Origin of the sequence: Collimonas silvisoli, from assembly GCF_018305005.1 — a bacterium.
GTDB classification, from domain to species: Bacteria; Pseudomonadota; Gammaproteobacteria; order Burkholderiales; family Burkholderiaceae_D; genus Collimonas; species Collimonas silvisoli.
On the sequence record NZ_JAGQEG010000102.1, the window covers coordinates 1 to 19,560 of the forward strand.

The following is a 19,560-nucleotide window of genomic DNA, read 5'->3' on the forward strand; positions in this document are numbered from 1 at the left end:
TTGCAGGGGCTTCAGCCCCAGCTGCGCCACGCCCTTGCAGGGCGCATACCCGCCTGCATGCGGGTATCGTTACGCAGGCGTGCAGCATGCTGCACGAATTCCCTGCTGCACCCTTGCCAGCACACGTGTTGGTTGGAACGCATCTCCCAAATTAATTGTTAACAGGCCCTAAGCTGTAGGCAGGCTTTGAGCCTGACAAACTGATAAACTTGAAACCGCCCGTGAATAGTCACGGGCGGTTTTATTTTGGACAATGACTCCTCTAATCAATTTCACGCCGATCACCGCCGCCGTCAATCATTTGCTGGCGCAAGAACCATGGGCGCAGCGCATCCTGGCTTCGCACGCCGGCAAAGTCGCCTGCTTCGACGGCGGCGCGGTCAAACTCAGCTGGCAGGTCAGCGCCGACGGCCTGCTGCAAGCGCCGTCGCCGGACGCCGCCGTGAACGTCACGATTCGCGTCAATCTGGCCGATCTGCCGCTGATTGTCCAGAACCAGGAGCGTGCTTTCTCTTATGTGAAGATCGACGGCGACGCCGATTTTGCCAACGCCATTTCGCAAGTCAGCCAGGGTTTGCGCTGGGATGCCGAACAGGATCTGAGCAAACTGGTCGGCGATATCGCCGCCGTGCGCATCGTGGCCGGCGGTAATGCGCTGATCGCGGGAGCGCTGGCTACCCAGAAAAAGCTGGCGGAAAATGTCGCCGAATATTTTCTGGAAGAACAACCGATGCTGGTGCGGCCCCAGGCGGTAGCCGATTTTACGAATGATGTCACCAAGCTGCGCGACGATCTGGAGCGACTCGCCAAACGCATCAACAAACTGAAGAATTCATGATTCCGAAATTTCTGCGACTGTTAAAGATTGTCCGCGTTGCGGTGCGCTATGGGCTGGACGATATCGCGATGTCGGGTTTCGATACGCCGCGCATCTCCAAACTGATCGATACCCTGATTTTCTGGCGCGATATTTCAGCGCCGCGCGGCGAGCGTTTGCGCATGGCACTGGAAGAATTGGGGCCGATTTTCGTCAAGTTCGGACAAGTGCTGTCGACCCGCCGTGATTTGGTGCCGGGCGACATGGTCGACGAACTGGCGCGCTTGCAGGATAGGGTGCCGCCGTTCAGCTCGGATCTGGCGATTGCGCAAATCGAAAAATCGTTGAAAGCCCATCCGGATGAATTGTTCGCCAGTTTCGAGCGTGAGCCGGTGGCGTCTGCTTCGATTGCGCAGGTGCACTTTGCGACGCTGAAAAACGGCAAGGAAGTGGCGGTCAAGGTGCTGCGTCCCGGCATGAAAAAGTCGATAGACGAAGACGTCGCGCTGATGCATATCGCCGCCGGCCTGGTGGAGAAATTGTGGGCTGACGGCCGCCGCCTGAAGGCGCGCGAGGTGGTCGGCGAATTCGACAAATATCTGCATGACGAACTGGACCTGATGCGCGAGGCCGCCAACGGCAGCCAGCTGCGCCGCAATTTCGCCGACTCCCATTTATTGGTGGTGCCGGAAATGTATTGGGACTATTGCTCATCGTCGGTGATTGTGATGGAGCGCATGCACGGCATCCCGATTTCGCAGTTGGATCGTTTGCGCGAAGCCGGCGTCGATCTGGGCAAGCTGTCGCGCGACGGCGTCGAGATTTTTTTCACCCAGGTATTTCGCGACGGTTTTTTTCATGCCGACATGCATCCGGGAAATATCCTGGTGTCAGTCGCGCCGGCTACTTTCGGCCGTTACATCGCACTCGATTTCGGTATCGTCGGCACTCTCAACGACTTCGATAAAGACTATCTGTCGCAAAACTTCCTGGCGTTTTTCCAGCGCGATTACAAGCGCGTCGCCGAAGCCCATATCGAATCCGGCTGGGCGCCCAAGGAAACCCGGGTCGACGAGCTGGAGTCGGCGGTGCGCGCTTGCTGCGAACCGATTTTCGACCGGCCGCTGAAAGATATCTCCTTCGGCCAGGTGCTGTTGCGCCTGTTCCAGACTTCGCGCCGCTTTAATGTCGAGGTGCAGCCGCAGCTGGTGCTGCTGCAAAAGACCTTGCTCAATGTCGAAGGCCTGGGCCGCCAGCTCGATCCGGAACTGGATTTGTGGAAAACCGCCAAACCGCATCTGGAGCGCTGGATGAGCGAACAACTGGGCTGGCGCGGTTTGATCCAGCAGTTGAAGGTCGAAATGCCGCGTTACAGCAAGTTGCTGCCGCAGCTGCCGCGCCTGGCGCATCAGGCCCTGAACCAGGTGGTGGAGCCTAAGCTTGAGCAAAACAATGAACTGATGTGGCGGCTGATCGCGGAACAGCGCCAGACCAATCGCTTTCTCGGCATGCTGGTGTATGTCGGCGGTGGCCTGGTAAGCGGTGTGCTGTTAACGCTCTTGTATTTGCGTTTTGGACACGTGATCTCGTGGTAAGCATGGCTAAGCCCGATTCTAAATCCGACTCTAAGTCCGACGACCTCAGCTCCAAGTTCTCCCATCGCGACCCTTCTCATCCGGATTTCTGGAGCGAGCGTTTCGAGCAGGATTTCATGCCCTGGGATACCGGCGGCGTGCCGCAGGCCTTGCAGCAATATGTGGCGCGCAGCAAACCGGCAACGACCCTGATCCCCGGCTGCGGCAGCGGCCATGAAGTAGCCCTGTTGTCGGAAGCCGGTTGGGATGTGACCGCCATCGATTTTTCCAGCGCCGCAGTAGACGCAGCGCGCAAGGTTCTGGGCAAATGGTCTGAGCGGGTGTTGCAGGCCGATTTCTTTACTTATCAGCCGCAGCAGCCGCTGGGGCTGATCTACGAACGCGCCTTCCTGTGCGCCTTGCCGCCGGCTAAGCGCGCCGCTATCGTCAGCCGCTGGGCCGAGCTGTTGCCGGCGGGTGCTACATTAGCTGGCTTCTTCTTTTTCGACGATGCTCCCAAGGGGCCGCCATTCGGTATCAGCCGGGCCGAACTGGAACGCTTATTGCATGCTGATTTTGAACTGGCGGGTGAACAAGAAGTGACTGATTCGATCGCCGTGTTTGCCGGAAGAGAGCGCTGGATGGAGTGGCGGCGGCGCGCTTAGGCTTTGTTCCGGCCGGCGTAGATCAATGTAAGCCAGGGGTATGTACTGTTGTGCATAAGCTGGCTTTTTTCACATAAATGACGGACGCCTTGCTACAATTAGCGGTTTTTTGCCCCCTGGACCTGAAGACATATGGCGCTGCTCGAAATCCGTAATGTCAGTCGTCGTTTTGGCGACTTTGCCGCAGTTGACAATATCAGCCTGTCAATTGAAGCCGGCGAATTCTTCACTTTGCTAGGCCCCTCCGGCTGCGGTAAAACCACTTTGCTGCGCATGATTGCCGGTTTCGATCTGCCGGATTCCGGCCAGATTCTGCTGGATGGCGCCGATCTGGTAGGTAGCCCGCCGGAACAGCGGCCGGTCTGCACCGTGTTCCAGAACTACGCGCTGTTTCCGCACATGACGGTCTCGGCCAATATCGCGTTTCCCCTCAAAATGGCCAAAGTGCCAAGCGAACAGATCCGCGCCCGCGTCGACGAGGCGCTGGAAGATGTGCGCCTGACCGGTTTTGCCGCGCGCTTCCCGCATGAATTGTCCGGCGGTCAACGGCAGCGGGTTGCCGTCGCCCGGGCGCTGGTGTCGCGCCCCAAGCTGCTGTTGCTGGACGAGCCCTTATCGGCGCTGGACGCCAAATTGCGTGAGCAGATGCAGATCGAGTTGATCAATTTGCAAAAAGAAGTCGACATCACTTTCGTCTACGTCACCCACGACCAGGGCGAAGCGCTGGCGCTATCGCACCGGATCGCGGTCATGAACCGCGGCAATGTCGAGCAACTGGACGAACCGTCGCGCATCTACAGTTATCCGCGCACCCGTTTCGTGGCCGATTTTATCGGCACCTGCAATTTGCTGGATGGCGCGATCGCCAGCATCGACGGTGCTTCCATGCAGCTGGACGTGCCTGGCCTGGGGCTGGTCAAGAGTGCCTTGCCGGCGGAAGCCACGGTCGGCCGCAAAGGCACGTTGACCCTGCGCCCGGAGAAAATCCACATCAGCGCCGAGAACATCAGCAACGCCGCCGAAAACCACTTCAAGGGTTTCGTCAAAGAGCTGCTGTATCTGGGCGACGTCACCGTCTACATCGTGCAGACCGAGGGTGGCACCACCATCGAGGCGCTGCTGGCAAATTCAGCGGCGGGCCGCGCCAAGTTCTTCGAAGTCGGCGACATGGTCGACATCGCCTGGCAATTCGACGCAGGGCATTTCTTGTATGAATAAGGTGGCAAATAAGGTGGCAAACGAGGCGGCAAACAAGTTGTCGAGCGCAGCAGCGCAACGCGGCCGTCTGGCGCGCTGGCTGATCAGCGGCCCGCCGCTGTTTTACCTGCTGCTGTTTTTCGCCATTCCCAGTCTGATCATGGTGTTCGCTTCGGTGCGCTATGCCGGCGATTACGGCGGCCTGGCGCCGGTGTTCGACGCAGCTGGCAAGCTCGATCTGACGCTGGAGAATTTCCAGCGTTTCACTTCCGATTTCATCTACACCGCGATCTTCCTGAAGTCGCTGATGTACGCGGTGATCACCACTTGCTGTTGCCTGCTGATGGCTTATCCATTGGCGTTACTGATTGCACGCAGCCCGAAGAAATATCGTGATTTGCTGATCCTGCTGGTGATCCTGCCGTTCTGGAGCAACTTCCTGATCCGCGTGTATGCCTGGATGATCATCCTCGGTCCGCAATCCGGCCTGACGCAGGCGGTCAACTATGTGTTGGGGCTGGCCGGCATCGAACCGGTGCGTCTGCTGTTTACCGGGTTTGCGGTGATCGTCGGCCTGGTCTATGTGCATTTGCCGTTCATGGTCTTGCCCTTGTACGCCAATCTGGAAAAACACGATCCGGCGCTGGTTGATGCGGCGCAGGACTTGGGGGCATCGGCCTGGCAGCGCTTCTGGCGCATCACTTTTCCGCTGTCTTTGCCCGGCGTATATGCAGGGGCGGCGCTGGTCTTCATTCCAGCGCTGGGGATTTTTGCGGTGTCTGACATCTTGGGCGGCACCGGTAGCGACATGATAGGTAATGTGATCAAGCAGCAATTCCTGGAAACCCGCGACTGGCCGTTCGGCAGCGTGCTGTCCATCGTCCTCACGCTGGCAGCGCTGATCGCCGCCGGGATTGCGGTGCTGGTGGCGCGGCCAAGGAGAAGCGCATGACTAATCTCATCCGGCGTCCGCCGGGTCTGTGGCTGGTAGCGCTGGCCGTCTACGCCTTCCTGTACGTGCCCTTGGTCATCGTGGTGGTGTATTCCTTCAACGATTCGCAACTCAATGCCGAATGGGTCGGTTTCACGCTGGACTGGTATCGCAAGCTGTTTCACAACGAAGGGATGCTGCACGCCGCCGGCAATTCCTTGCTGATCGCGCTGGTCGCCAGCGCCGTCTCGACCATGCTGGGCACGATGGCCGGTTTTGCGATGCATCGCTACAAATTGAAATTGCTGCCTTTGCTGGTGCTGACGCCGATTGCGATTCCGGAAATCCTGGTCGGTGTCTCGCTGCTGATTTTCTTTGTGATGTTGAATATCACCCTGGGACTGGTATCGATCGCCCTGGCGCATATCGCGTTCTGCATAGGCTTTGTGGCGATTGTGGTGCGTTCGCGTTTATCTGGCATGGATGAAAGCCTGACCGAAGCGGCGCGCGACTGCGGCGCCACCCCGATGCAGGCGTTTCGCCTGGTAACGCTGCCGCTGATCATGCCGGGCGTGGTGGCCGGGGCTCTGATGGCGTTCACCTTGTCGATCGACGATTTTGTGATTACCTTCTTTACTGCCGGCGCCAATGCTTCGACCTTGCCGCTGCAGATTTATTCGATGATCAAGATTGCCGTCACGCCGGAAGTCAACGCGGTCTCGACCTTATTGATGGGACTGACGCTGCTGCTTATAATCATCGCGTCCAAGCTTGCACCCAACGCCCTCCGTTCCTCCTAATCGCCAACCAGGACAGCCATGAAAAAACTGCTTACCATCGCGACGCTGTTGTGCGCCACCTTCTCGGCCCAGGCCGCCGATGAATTGCGCCTGTATAACTGGAACAATTACATTGCGCCGGAGACCGTGCAGCGTTTCGAGGCATCCTGCAAGTGCAAGGTGGTGCAGACTTATTATGGCGACAACGAGGAAATGCTGGCCAAGCTGGCCGCCGGCGCCACGGGTTATGACATCATCGTGCCGACCGGTAATGCGCTGGATGCGCTGATCAAGCAACAAGCCTTGCTGCCGCTCGACAAGAGCCAGTTGCCGAATCTGAAAAACGTCAATCCAGCTTACCTGAACACGGATTTCGACAAGGGCAACAAGTACTCCGTGCCGTATGCCTATACCGTGACCTTGATGGGCTACAACGATCAAAAGATGAAGGAACTGGGCATTCCGGTGGATAGCTGGGCGGCGATTTTCGATCCCAAGATCCTGGCCAAGATCAAGGGCAAGGTGACGGTACTGGATTCCGCCAACGAATTGATGGCGGCAGCGCTCAAATACCTGGGTTATTCCGCCAACGATACCGACGAGCGGCACTGGCAGCAGGCCAAGGACGTGATTATCAAGGCCAAGCCTTACTGGGCGGCGTTCAATGGCAGCAGTTACATCAAGGAATTGACGGTTGGTAATATCTGGCTGGTACATGGTTATTCGAATGACATCTTCCAAGCCGATGTCGACGCTCAAAAAGCCGGCCGTAAATTCCATATCCGCCACGCCTTGCCGAAAGAAGGCGCGGTACTGGCGCTGGATAGCATGGTGATCCACAAAGCGGCGCCGCGTCCCGATCTCGCGCTCAAGTTCATTAATTTCATGCTGGATGGCAAGAATGCCGCCGAGCTGAGCAATCTGATCGGTTCCGGCAATCCGAATGCCGACGCCGCCAAATACATCAAGCCAGAAATAGCCAATAACCCGGCGATTTTCCCGGACAAGGCGGGCTTCGCCAAGCTGGAGATGCTGAAAGACTTGAACAGCAAGCAAAGGCGCGCCGTCAATCGCATCTGGACCGAGATCCGGGCCCGCTGAATCAGCTAATTTGCGGTTTTTGCATGGCTTGAATTTGCTGCGCCGCCACAAGCTGCCGTCGAAGGCAGTGTACACTCCGGAAAAACCTTTATAATTCAGGGTTTTGTACGGTTTTTGTACGATTTTTGCGGAGTGTTTCACCATGCCGATTTATGCGTATCGCTGCGAAGCCTGTGGTTTTGCCAAAGATGTACTGCAAAAGATGTCCGACGCGCCGCTGACGGTCTGCCCGTCATGCAGTAAAGACGCGTTCAAGAAGCAAGTAACTGCGGCTGGCTTCCAGCTCAAGGGCACTGGCTGGTATGTCACCGATTTCCGTGGCGGCGCAGGTGCGACGGTGCCGCCGGCAAACGCGGCAAGCCCGGTCGAAGCGGCAACTGCCAGCAGCACAACTGCCGCGCCAGCCGCTGCGGCCGCTGCCGCACCCGCCGCCAGCGCTGCTGCACCGGTTACCAGCACTACCAGCGGCAGCAGCACGCCGGCTGCCGCGACATAATGTCATCCATGTAATTCAGCAAGTTGAAACCAGGCGCACGTACCCGGTACGTGGCGTCGGACAAAGAAAGCCATGCGTAAATATTTCATCACCGGTCTACTGGTTTTAGTGCCCCTGGCAATTACGCTGTGGGTGCTGAATCTGATCATTGGCACGATGGATCAGTCGCTGCTGCTGTTGCCGGAACAATGGCGGCCGAAAGCATTGCTGGGGCATGATATTCCCGGCCTCGGCACGATCCTGACCTTGCTGGTGATTTTCCTGACCGGCCTGGCGACGCGTAATTTTATCGGCCGTCAGATCGTCTCGATATGGGAAGGGGTGCTGATCCGGATTCCGGTGGTCAGCTCGATCTATTCCAGCGTCAAGCAAGTGTCGGATACCTTGTTTTCATCGTCCGGCAACGCCTTCCGCAAAGCCTTGCTGGTGCAATACCCGCGCGAAGGATCGTGGACCATCGCCTTCCTGACCGGCGTGCCGGGCGGCGACGTAAAAAACCACCTGGCCGGCGACTATGTCAGCGTGTATGTGCCGACCACGCCTAATCCGACTTCCGGATTCTTTCTGATGCTGCCGCGCGCAGACACCGTCGAACTCGACATGAGCGTCGATGAAGCCTTGAAGTACATCGTTTCAATGGGCGTGGTCGCGCCTGAGCAGCAGCCCGGCAGAAAACCGATCATCGACTCGCCGCCGGGTAGCGCCGAAACAAGTGATGCAAGCAGTGCCGGCGGCGCAAGCGGCAATTAACGCTGACAATCTCCAAGACAGCAATCCTTGAACAAGCAATACTTGATATCTACAACATCTGAACTGCGAAAAACTGAATATGTCCATGCGAACCCAATACTGCGGCCTCACTACTGAGGTACTTCTCGGCCAAACCGTCAGCCTGTGCGGCTGGGTGCATCGTCGTCGCGATCATGGCGGCGTCATTTTCATCGACCTGCGCGACCGCGAAGGCCTGGTGCAAGTAGTGTGCGATCCGGACCGTGCCGAAGTATTCAAGAACGCGGAAGCAGTGCGCAATGAATTCTGCCTGCGTATCACCGGTGTGGTGCGCCTGCGCCCTGAGGGCACCGGCAATAGCAACCTGAAATCCGGCAAGATCGAAGTGCTGGCGCATGACCTGGAAGTGTTGAACCCGTCGGTCACGCCGCCGTTCCAGCTGGATGACGACAACCTGTCGGAAACCACCCGCCTGACCCATCGCGTGCTGGATCTGCGCCGTCCGCAAATGCAAAACAACCTGCGCCTGCGTTACAAAGTGACGATGGAAGTGCGCAAATTCCTGGACGCTAACGGCTTCATCGATATCGAAACGCCGATGCTGACCAAGTCGACCCCGGAAGGCGCCCGCGATTACCTGGTGCCGTCGCGCGTCAACGCCGGCCAGTTCTTTGCGTTGCCGCAGTCGCCGCAATTGTTCAAGCAATTGCTGATGGTGGCCAACTTCGACCGTTACTACCAGATCGTCAAATGCTTCCGCGACGAAGATCTGCGCGCTGACCGTCAGCCTGAATTCACCCAGATCGATTGCGAAACTTCCTTCATGTCGGAACAGGAAATCCGCGACATGTTTGAAGACATGATCCGCCTGGTATTCAAGAATGCGCTGGATATCGACCTGCCTAACCCGTTCCCGGTGATGGACTTCGCCACCGCGATGGCGTTGTACGGCTCGGACAAGCCAGACATGCGCGTCAAGCTCGCCTTCACCGATCTGACCGCAGTGATGAAGGATGTCGATTTCAAGGTGTTCGCCGGCGCCGCCAATATGGACAACGGCCGCGTGGTCGGCCTGCGGGTACCAGGCGGCGGCGCCATGCCGCGTTCCGAAATCGATGCTTATACCCAGTTCGTCGCGATCTACGGCGCCAAGGGTCTGGCCTACATCAAGGTCAACGAGAAAGCCAAAGGCCGCGACGGTTTGCAATCGCCTATCGTCAAGAACCTGCATGACGCGGCGCTGGCGCAGATCTTGGAGCAAACCGGTGCTGAAGACGGCGACCTGATTTTCTTCGGCGCCGACAAGGCCAAGGTAGTCAACGACGCCATCGGCGCCTTGCGGGTGAAGATCGGCCATAGTGAGTTCGGCAAGAAAGTCGGCTTGTTCGACGATACCTGGCGCCCATTGTGGGTGGTTGATTTCCCGATGTTCGAATACGACGAAGACGGCGACCGCTGGAACGCCTTGCACCATCCGTTCACTTCGCCGAAAGACGGCCACGAAGACTTTATCGAAACCGACCCAGGCAAGGCCATCGCCAAGGCTTACGACATGGTCTTGAACGGCTGGGAACTGGGCGGCGGTTCGATCCGTATCCACCGCGCCGATGTGCAGAGCAAGGTATTCCGCGCTCTGAAGATCGACGCCGAAGAAGCGCAACTCAAGTTCGGCTTCCTGCTCGACGCTCTGCAATACGGCGCGCCTCCGCATGGCGGCCTGGCGTTCGGCCTGGATCGTATCGTGACCATGATGTGCGGCGCCGAATCGATTCGCGACGTCATCGCCTTCCCGAAAACCCAGCGCGCCCAATGTCTGCTGACACAAGCGCCATCGGCTGTCGATGAAAAGCAATTGAAAGAATTGCATATCCGTTTGCGCTTGCCTGAAGCGAAAGTGGTCTGACTTTGCCGTTCGACGATTGACCGGAAGTATCAAAAGAAAAGCGCGGTTTTCCGCGCTTTTTTTATGGATAATCAAAACCGGTTTATAGTGATGTTTTACGAAACGACGGCGTTTCCGCCGATTATTTTTGCTTATTTGCATGTATAAAATTCCCGAATCGGTTTTGGTAGTGATCTATACGGAAGATCTCCAGGTCTTGATGATGGAGCGGACCGATAAACCGGATTACTGGCAATCGGTGACCGGCTCCAAGGATTTTCCGGATGAGACGCTGGAGGTCACCGCAATCCGTGAAGTGCGGGAAGAAACCGGGATCGTCGTTGCCGATAAATCGGGGGCCGTGCCGCTTGCCCATCTGCGCGATTGGCGGGTTTCCAATGTGTATGAGATTTACCCGGTATGGCGTCATCGTTATGCGCCGGGAGTGACAAAAAATACCGAGCATGTGTTCGGCCTGCTGGTGCCTGCCGCTATTCCGATTAGCCTGGCGCCGCGCGAACATTTGCAATACCAGTGGTTGCCGTATCGTGAGGCGGCAGACTTGTGTTTTTCACCGTCGAATGCCGAAGCGATCCTGCAGCTGCCGCGCCAGATCGGCAAGTAATCTGCATCACCGAAGAGATCCATGAAACTGCGCATCGCAACCTACAACATCCACAAGGGCGTGTCGTCGCTGGGTAGCCGGCCACGGGTGCATGCATTGAAACAAGCGTTGGCGCAAATGGAGGCCGACGTATTCTTCTTGCAGGAAGTGCAGGGCCGGCATGATCTGATGGCGGCGCGCCATGCGGCGCACTGGCCGGATCAGCCTCAGCATGATTACCTCGCCGGCGACTCGCATCACGCCGCCTACGGCATGAACGCCGTGTACGACCATGGCCATCACGGCAATGCCTTGCTGAGCCGCTTTGAAATCGGTTCGCAAAGCAATCAGGATGTATCCGATCATGCCTACGAGGCGCGCGGCATTTTGCATTGCGTGCTGAAAACCGAGACCAGCGATATCCATTGTTATGTGGTGCACCTGGGTTTGTTCGGCGGCGGCCGCCGCCGTCAGACCGCGGCCCTGATCGAGGCGGTGCGCAGCTCCTCGCCGCCGGGCGCACCGCTGATCATTGCCGGCGATTTCAACGACTGGGGCAATCGTCTGAGCGAGTTGTTGAGAGCGCGGCTCGACGTCGCGGAAATTTTCGACGAACGGCTTGCCACCCCAAGCGTGATGCACGGCGTCGGTTCTTATCTGCAGCAACTGATCGGGCGCACGCCGAAATTGAAGCCGGCGCGTACTTTTCCTGCCGCATTTCCCTGGCTGCGTCTGGACCGGATTTATTTACGCGGCTTTACGGTAGAATCTGCAGAAGTCCTGCATGGCGCGGAATGGGCAAAATTGTCGGATCATGCGCCTATCGTGGCGACTCTCAAGCTGCGATAATTGCCGGCGCTGTACAGCTAACCTTACCTTCGGCCATGACTTCAGAAAGACCATCCAGATGCCGTCTCTCTCCATACTCCGGGTCTTCACTATTGCATGCGCGCGGTAACTTTTAGCGCAGATAATCGCATCACGCTGTTGCACAACGGCGCTGCTTTTTTTCCGGCGCTGATTGCGGCTATCGATGCTGCCCACGTCGAAATCTATCTCGAAACCTATATCTTCGCCGACGATAAGACGGCGCAACTGGTGCAGCAAGCATTGGCGCGCGCGGCACAGCGCGGCGTGGCGGTAAGAGTGATCGCCGACTGGCTAGGCACCGGCAGCCAGCGCTCCATTTCGTTGCAGCAGGAATTCCTCGCCAGCGGCGTCATGTATCGCGCCTTCAATCCCTGGTTTCAGCGCGGCGCCGCCAGAATGCATCGCAAGCTGTGCGTGGTCGACCGTCGGATCGGTTTTGTCGGTGGCTTGAATATCATCGACGATATGGTTTCCGACGACGACCTGCGTTTGCCCTTGCCGGCGCCGCGCTGGGATTTTGCAGTCAGCATCCGCGGCGCGCTGGTGAAACTGATACATGTCGAACTGGAGGCGCAATGGATGCGTCTGGGCGAGATGAAACTGCTGGCGCGCTTGCGGCAATTCAAGCACCGCCGCGCCATCGCCGGCGGTGCAGCGCACGGGCCAGCATTGGCGGGCTTGGTGCTGCGCGACAATCTGCACAATCGGCGCACCATCCAGCGCGCCTATTTGCACGCGCTCGGCCACGCCCGCCAAAGCGCCTTGCTGACCAGCCCGTATTTTGCCCCAGGCCGGAAATTGCGGCGCGGGCTGGAAGAGGCGGCGCGGCGCGGCGTCGACGTTACCTTGCTGCTGGGGGTAGGGCAATTCCGCCTGCAAGATGCGGTCAGCCAATCCTATTATCCGAAATTGCTGAAGGCCGGCGTCAAGATTGTCGAATATCGGAAAACCGCCTTGCATGCAAAAGTGGCGGTGGTCGATGACGAATGGGCCACCGTCGGCTCCAGCAATTTCGACGGTTTGAGCCTGCTGGTGAACCAGGAAGCGAACGTGGTGATCAGGGACGCCGATTTTTCGCGTGCGCTGCGGCTGCAGATAGAAAGCGGGATCGCCGAGGGCGAGCCGATAGCGGCCAGCGCATTTCAACATCAGTCCTGGCGCGCGCGCGCCTGGCATGGCGCGGCTTTTTTTCTGTATCGCTTTCTGATGCGGATTATCACCATCGGCAACGGCGAGCGCTGACCAAGTGCGATGAAAGTCGGGTGGAGCATCGGCCTCAGCCGCAGCAGCTATATCTGAACCCAGGCGCCCTTGAACACGATGGGGCCGGTCGGCCCTTTGGGATCCGGCGATCCGCCTTTCGGCTCCAGCGTCACCGCCAGCAGCGGTATCGTCTGCGGCGTGGCGTCGGCCGGCAGCGCCAGGGAGACGCTGCCATCTGCCGCCAGCAAGCCGAGCGAGCGCGGCGGCCCATTTTTTGGTACAGCCCACAATTCCAGACTCTTGTCGGCCGCAATCGGCTGCGGCGCAAGCAGTTTGACAAACAGGCGGCCGCCTTGGGCATCGCCGGTAACCACAGCAATCGGCTGCGCCTGATCGTTGCTTAGCATAGCGATGTACGACGTAACCGGCGCCACAGGCACCGACAGTTCTTGTTTGGTCAGTAGCAGCGAAGTCAGGATGATAGCGGCGGTGGTCGAGAACAGGCCCAGGCCGCGCCAGAAACTCAAGTCTTCGCGCAGCTCGAACCAGGTCAGGCGCTTGCGCTGCGGTTTACTGTGCAAGCCGAGCCGGGCTTCGATTGCCGGCCAGACCGCGGCCGACGGTTGCGCCGGCGGCGCCAGCTCGGCCAGCGGCTGCAGGCGATCTTGCCATTCGGCGACGGCTTGGCGCAGCTCGGCGTGACGGCGCAGCAGGCTTTCAAAACGCCGGCGCGCAGCGCCGTCTAGCGTGCCGAGTACGTATTCGGCTGCCAGCTTGTCCACCAGAACGGGATTACGCTGAATCTCCATCAGGCGCTCCCGAGTTTGCCAAGGCAGTTTTTCAGACTCGCCAGCCCGCGCCGGATCCAGCTCTTGACGGTGCCGATCGGCAGCTGCATCTGCGCCGCGACTTCGCTATGCGACAGATCGTGATAAAAAGACAGCGCAATAGCCTGCCGGTGCAAACCCTCCAGGCGCGCCAGGCAATCCGCCAGCGCCTTTGCATCTTCGCTCAGTTGCAACGCCTGCAACGGCGTCGCGGCGGTGCTTTCCATTGCATCCATGACTGCCTTGTCAAATGTGTCCGCGTCGATTTCGACGCTGTTGTCCGTGCGCCGTAAAAAATCGAATGCCTTGTTGCGCACGATGGTGCTCATCCAGGTCATCGGCGCTGCCAGGCTGGACTGGTAACTGTCGGCGTTGTTCCAGATATTGACGAAGCTTTCCTGCAACACTTCTTCCGCCCATTCGCGCTTAACTAATATACGCAGCGCGAAGCCGAACAGTTTCGGCGAGGTCGCATCGTAGAGGGCGCGAAAGGCGGCGGCGTCCTTGCGCACGACGGCAGCAAGCCAGATTTTGAGCTGCTCCGGCTGCAGGTCTTTAGATGGCAATTCGGCTTCCTTCATATGCACCTCGGGCGCCGCTGCTTGATGGGATTTGCGGACTTGCAGATTCGCGGATGTGGATTATGTTGTCGCAGAATCAAGCTGCTGCTTACAGATTAGCGCATGGTAACTGCCGCCGCAACAGCCGAGCCTTGTCTGTTCCGGCCACGCTCAAATAAAAAAGCCCGCGATATCAGGTCGCGGGCTTTTGTGTGTCAGGGACGGGCGGTGAATGCTATTTTTTCAGAGAGTCGCGGATTTCGCGCAACAGCACGGTATTTTCCGGATCGGCAGCCGGGGCTGGCGGTACTGCGCCTCGCAACTTGTTGATAATGCGGACCATCTGGAAAATCACGAAGGCCAGGATGACGAAATTCAGCGCGATCGTGATGAAATTGCCGTAAGCCAGCACTGCGCCGGCTTTTTTCGCTTCCACCAGCGTCAGCTCCGTGCTTTGGCCATTCAGGGGGAAATAGTGATTGGCAAAATCAAGACCGCCGAAAATCTTGCCGATCACCGGCATGATGACGTCCTGCACCAAAGAGTCGACGATCTTGCCGAACGCGCCGCCGATGATGACGCCGACTGCCAGATCCATCACATTGCCTTTGAGTGCAAAGGTCTTGAATTCTTGCATCATGCTCATAGTGCCGATTCTCCGTATTAATGTTGACAGTCGGGAAGATACTGCGATCGCGATTGAATTAAAAGGATAAATTTGTCAATTCTTGTTATTTTCCATCCCTGCCAATGATTGCTGCAGTGCAAGAGTGGGTTTCTGAACGAAATTGTGCCAGATTTAGCAGCAGTTTCCACGGATTTAGCTGATTTTGTACATCCATGCATGTATTTCCTTTAAAACAGGCATTAGCTTCGATATAATCTAGGGTTGCTAGAAGTTCCGTGCAAGTTTCGTATTTTGACTGATTGGGGTTGGTATGAGTATCGAAAAGCAGGTCGATTCCGGTCGACGTGGTTTGCTCGTGGCTACGTGTGCGGCGGGTGGCGTGGCTGGTCTAGCCACGGCGGGGGCGTTTGTCTCCACCTTCCAGCCGTCCGAACGTGCAAAAGCCGCGGGAGCGCCAGTGGAAGTGGATATTTCAGGCATCAAACCAGGCGAGATGCAAGTCTTCGAATGGCGCGGCAAACCGGTCTGGATCATGCGCCGCACCCCGGAACAAATGAAGGGGCTGGAGCATACCACCTCTGAATTAGCCGACCCCGAGTCACTCAAGCCCTACACCATGGACTTGCCCGACTATTGCAAGAACAAGTCGAACAATCGCGGCCACGCCGGCCACGAAGAAACCCTGGTGCTGGTCGGCATCTGCCCGCATCTGGGCTGTTCGCCATCGAACAAATTCACGCCTGGCCCGCAACCCTCATTGCCGGACGACTGGCAAGGCGGTTTCCTCTGCCCTTGCCATGGTTCAACCTTCGATCTGGCCGGCCGTGTTTTCAAGAACAAGCCGGCGCCGAACAACCTCGACGTGCCACGCTATATGTACCTGTCGGATACCAAGATCATCATTGGTAAAGACGAGAAAGGTGAGGCTTAATCATGGCATTCCACGAAAAACAGCTGCCGGCCGATGCCCCTATCGCCGACAAGGCCCTGAACTGGGTTGATGCGCGTTTCCCGCTGACATCGACCTGGAAGGCGCATCTGTCCGAATACTACGCGCCGAAGAATTTCAATTTCTGGTACGCCTTCGGTTCGCTGGCGCTGCTGGTGCTGGTGATACAGATCGTCACCGGGATTTTCCTGGTCATGCATTACAAGCCGGACGCCACGCTGGCGTTCGCCTCGGTCGAATACATCATGCGCGATGTGTCTTGGGGCTGGCTGGTGCGCTACATGCACTCGACCGGCGCCTCAGCCTTCTTCATCGTGGTCTATCTGCACATGGTGCGCGGCCTGCTGTACGGCTCCTACCGCAAACCGCGCGAGTTGGTATGGCTGTTCGGCGTCGGCATTTTCCTGTGCCTGATGGGCGAAGCCTTCATGGGCTATCTGTTGCCATGGGGCCAGATGTCGTATTGGGGCGCGCAGGTTATCGTGAATCTGTTCGGTGCGATTCCTTTCATCGGCCCTGACCTGTCGTTGTGGATCCGCGGCGACTACGTGGTCTCCGACGCTACCCTGAACCGTTTCTTCTCGTTCCACGTGATCGCCATCCCATTGGTCCTGATCGGCCTGGTGGTAGCCCATATCATCGCTTTGCATGAAGTCGGTTCGAACAATCCTGACGGCGTTGAAATCAAGGAAAAACTGGACGCCAAGGGCGTGCCGCTGGATGGCGTGCCTTTCCACCCTTACTACTCGGTGCATGACGTGATGGCGGTTGCGGTGTTCCTGATCGTCTTCAGCGCCGTGGTGTTCTTCGGCCCTGAAATGGGCGGCTACTTCCTCGAATACAACAACTTCGTTCCGGCCGATTCCCTGAAGACGCCGCCGCACATCGCACCGGTCTGGTATTTCACGCCTTACTATTCGATCTTGCGTGCAGTTACTTCGGATTTCATCGTTTACCTGCAAGCCGGCGTTGCCGCCTTTGTCGCGCTGCTGTGGCTGAAGTCCAGCCTGAGCGGCCTGGTCAAGATCGCAGCCACCGTCATCGGCCTGGCCATCATCGGCGCCATGTTCATATTCGACGCCAAGTTCTTCGGTGTCGTGATGATGGGCGTCTCGGTGATTATCCTGGCCGGCCTGCCTTGGCTGGATCACTCCAAGGTCAAGTCGATTCGCTATCGTCCTAGCTGGCACAAATATATCTACATCCTGTTTGGGATTACCTTCGTGGTGCTCGGCTACCTTGGCGTGCAACCGCCATCGGCAATCGGCGGCTATGTGTCGAAGGTCTGCACCTTTATCTACTTCGGCTTCTTCCTGTTGATGCCATGGTGGAGCGCCGCAGGTACATTCAAGCCAGTGCCGGACCGCGTTGTCTATCATCCACACTAAGCACCCGCACTAAGCCAGAGGATAAGAACATGACATTGCTAAAAAGATTGATGGCGACTCTAGTGCTGCTGCCGGCGCTTGCTTTTGCTAACGAAGAAGGCGGTTACCCGCTGGACCGCGCACCGGATCAGGGCACCAACCTGTCGGCGCTGCAAAGCGGCGCCAAGCTGTTCGTGAACTACTGCCTGAACTGTCACGCCGCATCGGCCATGCGTTATAACCGTTTGCGCGACATCGGCCTGAGCGAAGAGCAGATCAAGAACAACCTGCTGTTCACCAGCGATAAAGTGGGCGGCCTGATGACCATCGCGATGGCCCCGAAAGACGGCAAGGAATGGTTCGGCGCCACGCCGCCGGATCTGTCGGTGATCGCCCGCGCCAAGTCATCCGGCGCCGGCAGCGGCGCGGACTGGCTGTACACCTATCTGCGTACTTTCTACAAAGATGACAGCCGTCCAACCGGCTGGAATAACATGGTCTTCCCTAACGTCGGCATGCCGCACGTTCTGTGGGAACTGGAAGGAATTCGTACTGCCAAATACGAAGACGTGAAAGATCCGCATGAAGAGGGCAAGACCGAACACAAGTTTGCCGGTTTCGAGCAAGCCAAGCCAGGCAAGATGAACAAGGTCGAATACGATGTTGCCGTCGCCGATCTGGTGTCCTATCTTGCATGGATGGCCGAGCCTGCTCAGAATACCCGCAAGCGCCTTGGCGTCTGGGTTCTGCTGTTCCTCGGCATGTTCTTCGTTCTGGCATGGCGTCTCAACGCGGCATACTGGAAAGACGTCAAGTAGTTTTCATACCCGCGATTTTGCGGGTATGCGTTTTGGGGTGAGCCGTATCGGGTCTCACCCTTTTGTTTCTAAGGAACTATAAAAATGATGGTTCTCTATTCGGGTACAACCTGCCCATTTTCACAACGCTGCCGTCTCGTTCTGTTCGAGAAGGGCATGGACTTTGAAATTCGCGATGTCGACTTGTTCAACAAGCCGGAAGACATCTCGACCATGAATCCTTATGGTCAAGTGCCGATCCTGGTCGAGCGCGACCTGATTCTGTACGAATCCAATATCATCAACGAATACATCGACGAACGTTTCCCGCATCCGCAATTGATGCCGGCCGATCCGCTGATGCGCGCCCGTGCGCGGCTGATGCTGTTCAACTTTGAGAAAGAATTGTTCATCCACGTGCACACGCTGGAAAACGAGAAAACCAAAGCTGCAGAAAAGAGCCACGACAAGGCACGCTCGGAAATCCGCGATCGTCTGACCACGCTTGCGCCTTTGTTCCTCAAGAACAAATACATGCTGGGCGACGAGTTCTCGATGCTGGACGTAGCCATCGCGCCGTTGCTGTGGCGTCTGGATCACTACGGCATCGAGCTGTCGAAGACGGCTGCGCCGCTGATGAAGTATGCTGAGCGTATTTTCTCGCGCCCAGCCTACATCGAAGCGCTGACACCGTCCGAAAAAGTCATGCGTCGTTAAGATCGTGTAGATTACCGGTGTGTACCGCTGCAGTTCGCTGTGGTGCTGCATACCGGCCCTTGCTTAAATTTTGTACCGTTGCTTCCCATGTCAGAAACTTCTACCAAACCGTATTTGTTGCGCGCCATTTATGAATGGTGCACCGACAATGGCTACACCCCGTATCTGGCGGCCAGGGTAGATGCGCACACACGGGTGCCGATGCAGTTCGTCAAGAACGGCGAGATTGTATTGAACATCAGTTTCGAAGCCACCAGTGGTCTGAAGATGGACAACCAGTTTGTCAATTTCAGCGCACGTTTCGGCGGCGTATCGCGCGACATTTCGGTGCCGGTAGATAACGTGATCGCGATCTATGCGCGCGAAAACGGCCAAGGCATGGCGTTCGAAGCATCGGCCCCGGCCGCTGAATCGGATACCGAAGCCGCCGCCGAGCAGGAACTCAACACCGAGTCGCCCGCCACGGTAACGCCGATTCTGACCTCGGTGCCATCGCCGGCATCGGATGCAAAACAGAGCTCGTCCGGCACGGATCCAGAAAAAGATCCGGAACCACCAAAAAAAGGTGGAAGACCTACCCTAACTAGAATTAAATAGGTATAATTGCGGACTTCGCAGTTTAGCTGGCTTAGCTCATCTGGTAGAGCACCTGACTTGTAATCAGGGGGTGGCGGGTTCAAGTCCTGCAGCCAGCACCAATATCTAAAAGGCCCACAGCAATGTGGGCCTTTTTCTTTTGCTTGACCCGTCCTGAATTAGGTTGACACTTTTTCGATGAAGAGAAGGAGTGTCAAATGGAGCAAGAGATACGGCGCAGCCAACGTGATTACAGCCTGGCTTTTAAATTGAGCGTTGTCGAGCAGGTAG

The 19,560-nt window shown here is 57.4% G+C and carries 21 protein-coding genes and 1 tRNA gene; 19 read left to right on the forward strand and 3 right to left on the reverse strand.

Annotation, left to right across the window (positions count from 1 at the left end; genetic code table 11):
• Positions 1 to 253: 253 nt before the first annotated feature.
• The 13 genes from KHU33_RS21635 (at position 254) to KHU33_RS21695 (ending at position 12,887) form a co-directional block, all read left to right on the forward strand.
• Entirely contained in the window at positions 254 to 838 is a 585-nt protein-coding gene (locus KHU33_RS21635) for a ubiquinone biosynthesis accessory factor UbiJ (RefSeq protein ID WP_211466762.1), read from the forward strand.
• Positions 835 to 2,412 (forward strand): ubiquinone biosynthesis regulatory protein kinase UbiB, encoded by a 1,578-nt coding sequence (gene ubiB / locus KHU33_RS21640; RefSeq protein ID WP_211466764.1) that lies wholly within the window; start codon positions 835 to 837, stop codon positions 2,410 to 2,412. Before KHU33_RS21635 ends, ubiB begins: the two co-directional genes overlap by 4 nt.
• A gap of 2 nt (positions 2,413 to 2,414) precedes the next feature.
• Positions 2,415 to 3,056, forward strand: a complete 642-nt coding sequence (locus KHU33_RS21645) for a methyltransferase (protein ID WP_211466766.1) — start codon at positions 2,415 to 2,417, stop codon at positions 3,054 to 3,056.
• A gap of 132 nt (positions 3,057 to 3,188) precedes the next feature.
• A complete protein-coding gene (locus KHU33_RS21650; RefSeq protein ID WP_211466768.1) occupies positions 3,189 to 4,274 on the forward strand; it encodes an ABC transporter ATP-binding protein in 1,086 nt (361 codons plus the stop codon).
• Entirely contained in the window at positions 4,267 to 5,205 is a 939-nt protein-coding gene (locus KHU33_RS21655) for an ABC transporter permease (RefSeq protein WP_211466770.1), read from the forward strand. Before KHU33_RS21650 ends, KHU33_RS21655 begins: the two co-directional genes overlap by 8 nt.
• Positions 5,202 to 5,984, forward strand: a complete 783-nt coding sequence (locus KHU33_RS21660; protein WP_211466772.1) for an ABC transporter permease — start codon at positions 5,202 to 5,204, stop codon at positions 5,982 to 5,984. The genes KHU33_RS21655 and KHU33_RS21660 overlap by 4 nt, the downstream gene beginning before the upstream one ends.
• Before the next feature lie 18 nt (positions 5,985 to 6,002).
• Positions 6,003 to 7,064, forward strand: coding sequence for an ABC transporter substrate-binding protein (locus KHU33_RS21665; RefSeq protein ID WP_211466774.1), 1,062 nt, complete (start codon positions 6,003 to 6,005; stop codon positions 7,062 to 7,064).
• A gap of 142 nt (positions 7,065 to 7,206) precedes the next feature.
• The gene (locus KHU33_RS21670) at positions 7,207 to 7,560 is read left to right on the forward strand and encodes an FmdB family zinc ribbon protein (protein ID WP_211466776.1); all 354 of its coding nucleotides are present in this window, start codon (positions 7,207 to 7,209) and stop codon (positions 7,558 to 7,560) included.
• A gap of 72 nt (positions 7,561 to 7,632) precedes the next feature.
• Positions 7,633 to 8,310 (forward strand): DUF502 domain-containing protein, encoded by a 678-nt coding sequence (locus KHU33_RS21675; RefSeq protein ID WP_211466778.1) that lies wholly within the window; start codon positions 7,633 to 7,635, stop codon positions 8,308 to 8,310.
• A 79-nt stretch (positions 8,311 to 8,389) separates the two neighbouring features.
• Entirely contained in the window at positions 8,390 to 10,192 is a 1,803-nt protein-coding gene (aspS, locus tag KHU33_RS21680) for an aspartate--tRNA ligase (protein ID WP_211466780.1), read from the forward strand.
• A 139-nt stretch (positions 10,193 to 10,331) separates the two neighbouring features.
• Positions 10,332 to 10,796 carry a dihydroneopterin triphosphate diphosphatase gene (nudB, locus tag KHU33_RS21685; RefSeq protein ID WP_211466782.1) on the forward strand — a complete coding sequence of 155 codons (465 nt, stop codon included), beginning with the start codon at positions 10,332 to 10,334 and terminating at the stop codon, positions 10,794 to 10,796.
• Between the two features lie 21 nt (positions 10,797 to 10,817).
• Positions 10,818 to 11,624, forward strand: a complete 807-nt coding sequence (locus KHU33_RS21690) for an endonuclease/exonuclease/phosphatase family protein (RefSeq protein ID WP_211466784.1) — start codon at positions 10,818 to 10,820, stop codon at positions 11,622 to 11,624.
• A 96-nt stretch (positions 11,625 to 11,720) separates the two neighbouring features.
• The gene (locus KHU33_RS21695) at positions 11,721 to 12,887 is read left to right on the forward strand and encodes a phospholipase D-like domain-containing protein (protein ID WP_211466787.1); all 1,167 of its coding nucleotides are present in this window, start codon (positions 11,721 to 11,723) and stop codon (positions 12,885 to 12,887) included.
• 47 nt (positions 12,888 to 12,934) lie between these two features.
• Here KHU33_RS21695 and KHU33_RS21700 read toward each other — a convergent pair whose 3' ends face one another.
• The 3 genes from KHU33_RS21700 to mscL form a co-directional block, all read right to left on the reverse strand.
• Positions 12,935 to 13,657, reverse strand: a complete 723-nt coding sequence (locus KHU33_RS21700; RefSeq protein ID WP_211466789.1) for an anti-sigma factor — start codon at positions 13,655 to 13,657, stop codon at positions 12,935 to 12,937.
• Positions 13,657 to 14,256, reverse strand: a complete 600-nt coding sequence (locus KHU33_RS21705) for an RNA polymerase sigma factor (RefSeq protein ID WP_211466791.1) — start codon at positions 14,254 to 14,256, stop codon at positions 13,657 to 13,659. The genes KHU33_RS21700 and KHU33_RS21705 overlap by 1 nt, the downstream gene beginning before the upstream one ends.
• 214 nt (positions 14,257 to 14,470) lie before the next feature.
• On the reverse strand, positions 14,471 to 14,881 hold the full coding sequence (mscL, locus tag KHU33_RS21710; protein WP_329956106.1) for a large conductance mechanosensitive channel protein MscL: 411 nt from the start codon (positions 14,879 to 14,881) through the stop codon (positions 14,471 to 14,473).
• A 292-nt stretch (positions 14,882 to 15,173) separates the two neighbouring features.
• Between mscL and petA the strand changes: the two genes are divergently transcribed.
• From petA to KHU33_RS21740, 6 genes are all read left to right on the forward strand, one after another.
• Entirely contained in the window at positions 15,174 to 15,794 is a 621-nt protein-coding gene (gene petA / locus KHU33_RS21715) for a ubiquinol-cytochrome c reductase iron-sulfur subunit (protein ID WP_211466793.1), read from the forward strand.
• Complete coding sequence (locus KHU33_RS21720; RefSeq protein WP_211466801.1) at positions 15,794 to 17,200, forward strand: cytochrome b; 1,407 nt, start codon at positions 15,794 to 15,796, stop codon at positions 17,198 to 17,200. The genes petA and KHU33_RS21720 overlap by 1 nt, the downstream gene beginning before the upstream one ends.
• Before the next feature lie 29 nt (positions 17,201 to 17,229).
• The gene (locus tag KHU33_RS21725; RefSeq protein WP_211466795.1) at positions 17,230 to 17,997 is read left to right on the forward strand and encodes a cytochrome c1; all 768 of its coding nucleotides are present in this window, start codon (positions 17,230 to 17,232) and stop codon (positions 17,995 to 17,997) included.
• An 84-nt stretch (positions 17,998 to 18,081) separates the two neighbouring features.
• Positions 18,082 to 18,693 carry a glutathione S-transferase N-terminal domain-containing protein gene (locus tag KHU33_RS21730; protein ID WP_038485359.1) on the forward strand — a complete coding sequence of 204 codons (612 nt, stop codon included), beginning with the start codon at positions 18,082 to 18,084 and terminating at the stop codon, positions 18,691 to 18,693.
• An 87-nt stretch (positions 18,694 to 18,780) separates the two neighbouring features.
• Positions 18,781 to 19,290 (forward strand): ClpXP protease specificity-enhancing factor, encoded by a 510-nt coding sequence (locus KHU33_RS21735; protein ID WP_211466797.1) that lies wholly within the window; start codon positions 18,781 to 18,783, stop codon positions 19,288 to 19,290.
• 25 nt (positions 19,291 to 19,315) lie between these two features.
• A tRNA-Thr gene (locus KHU33_RS21740) sits at positions 19,316 to 19,391 on the forward strand.
• Positions 19,392 to 19,560: the final 169 nt, after the last annotated feature.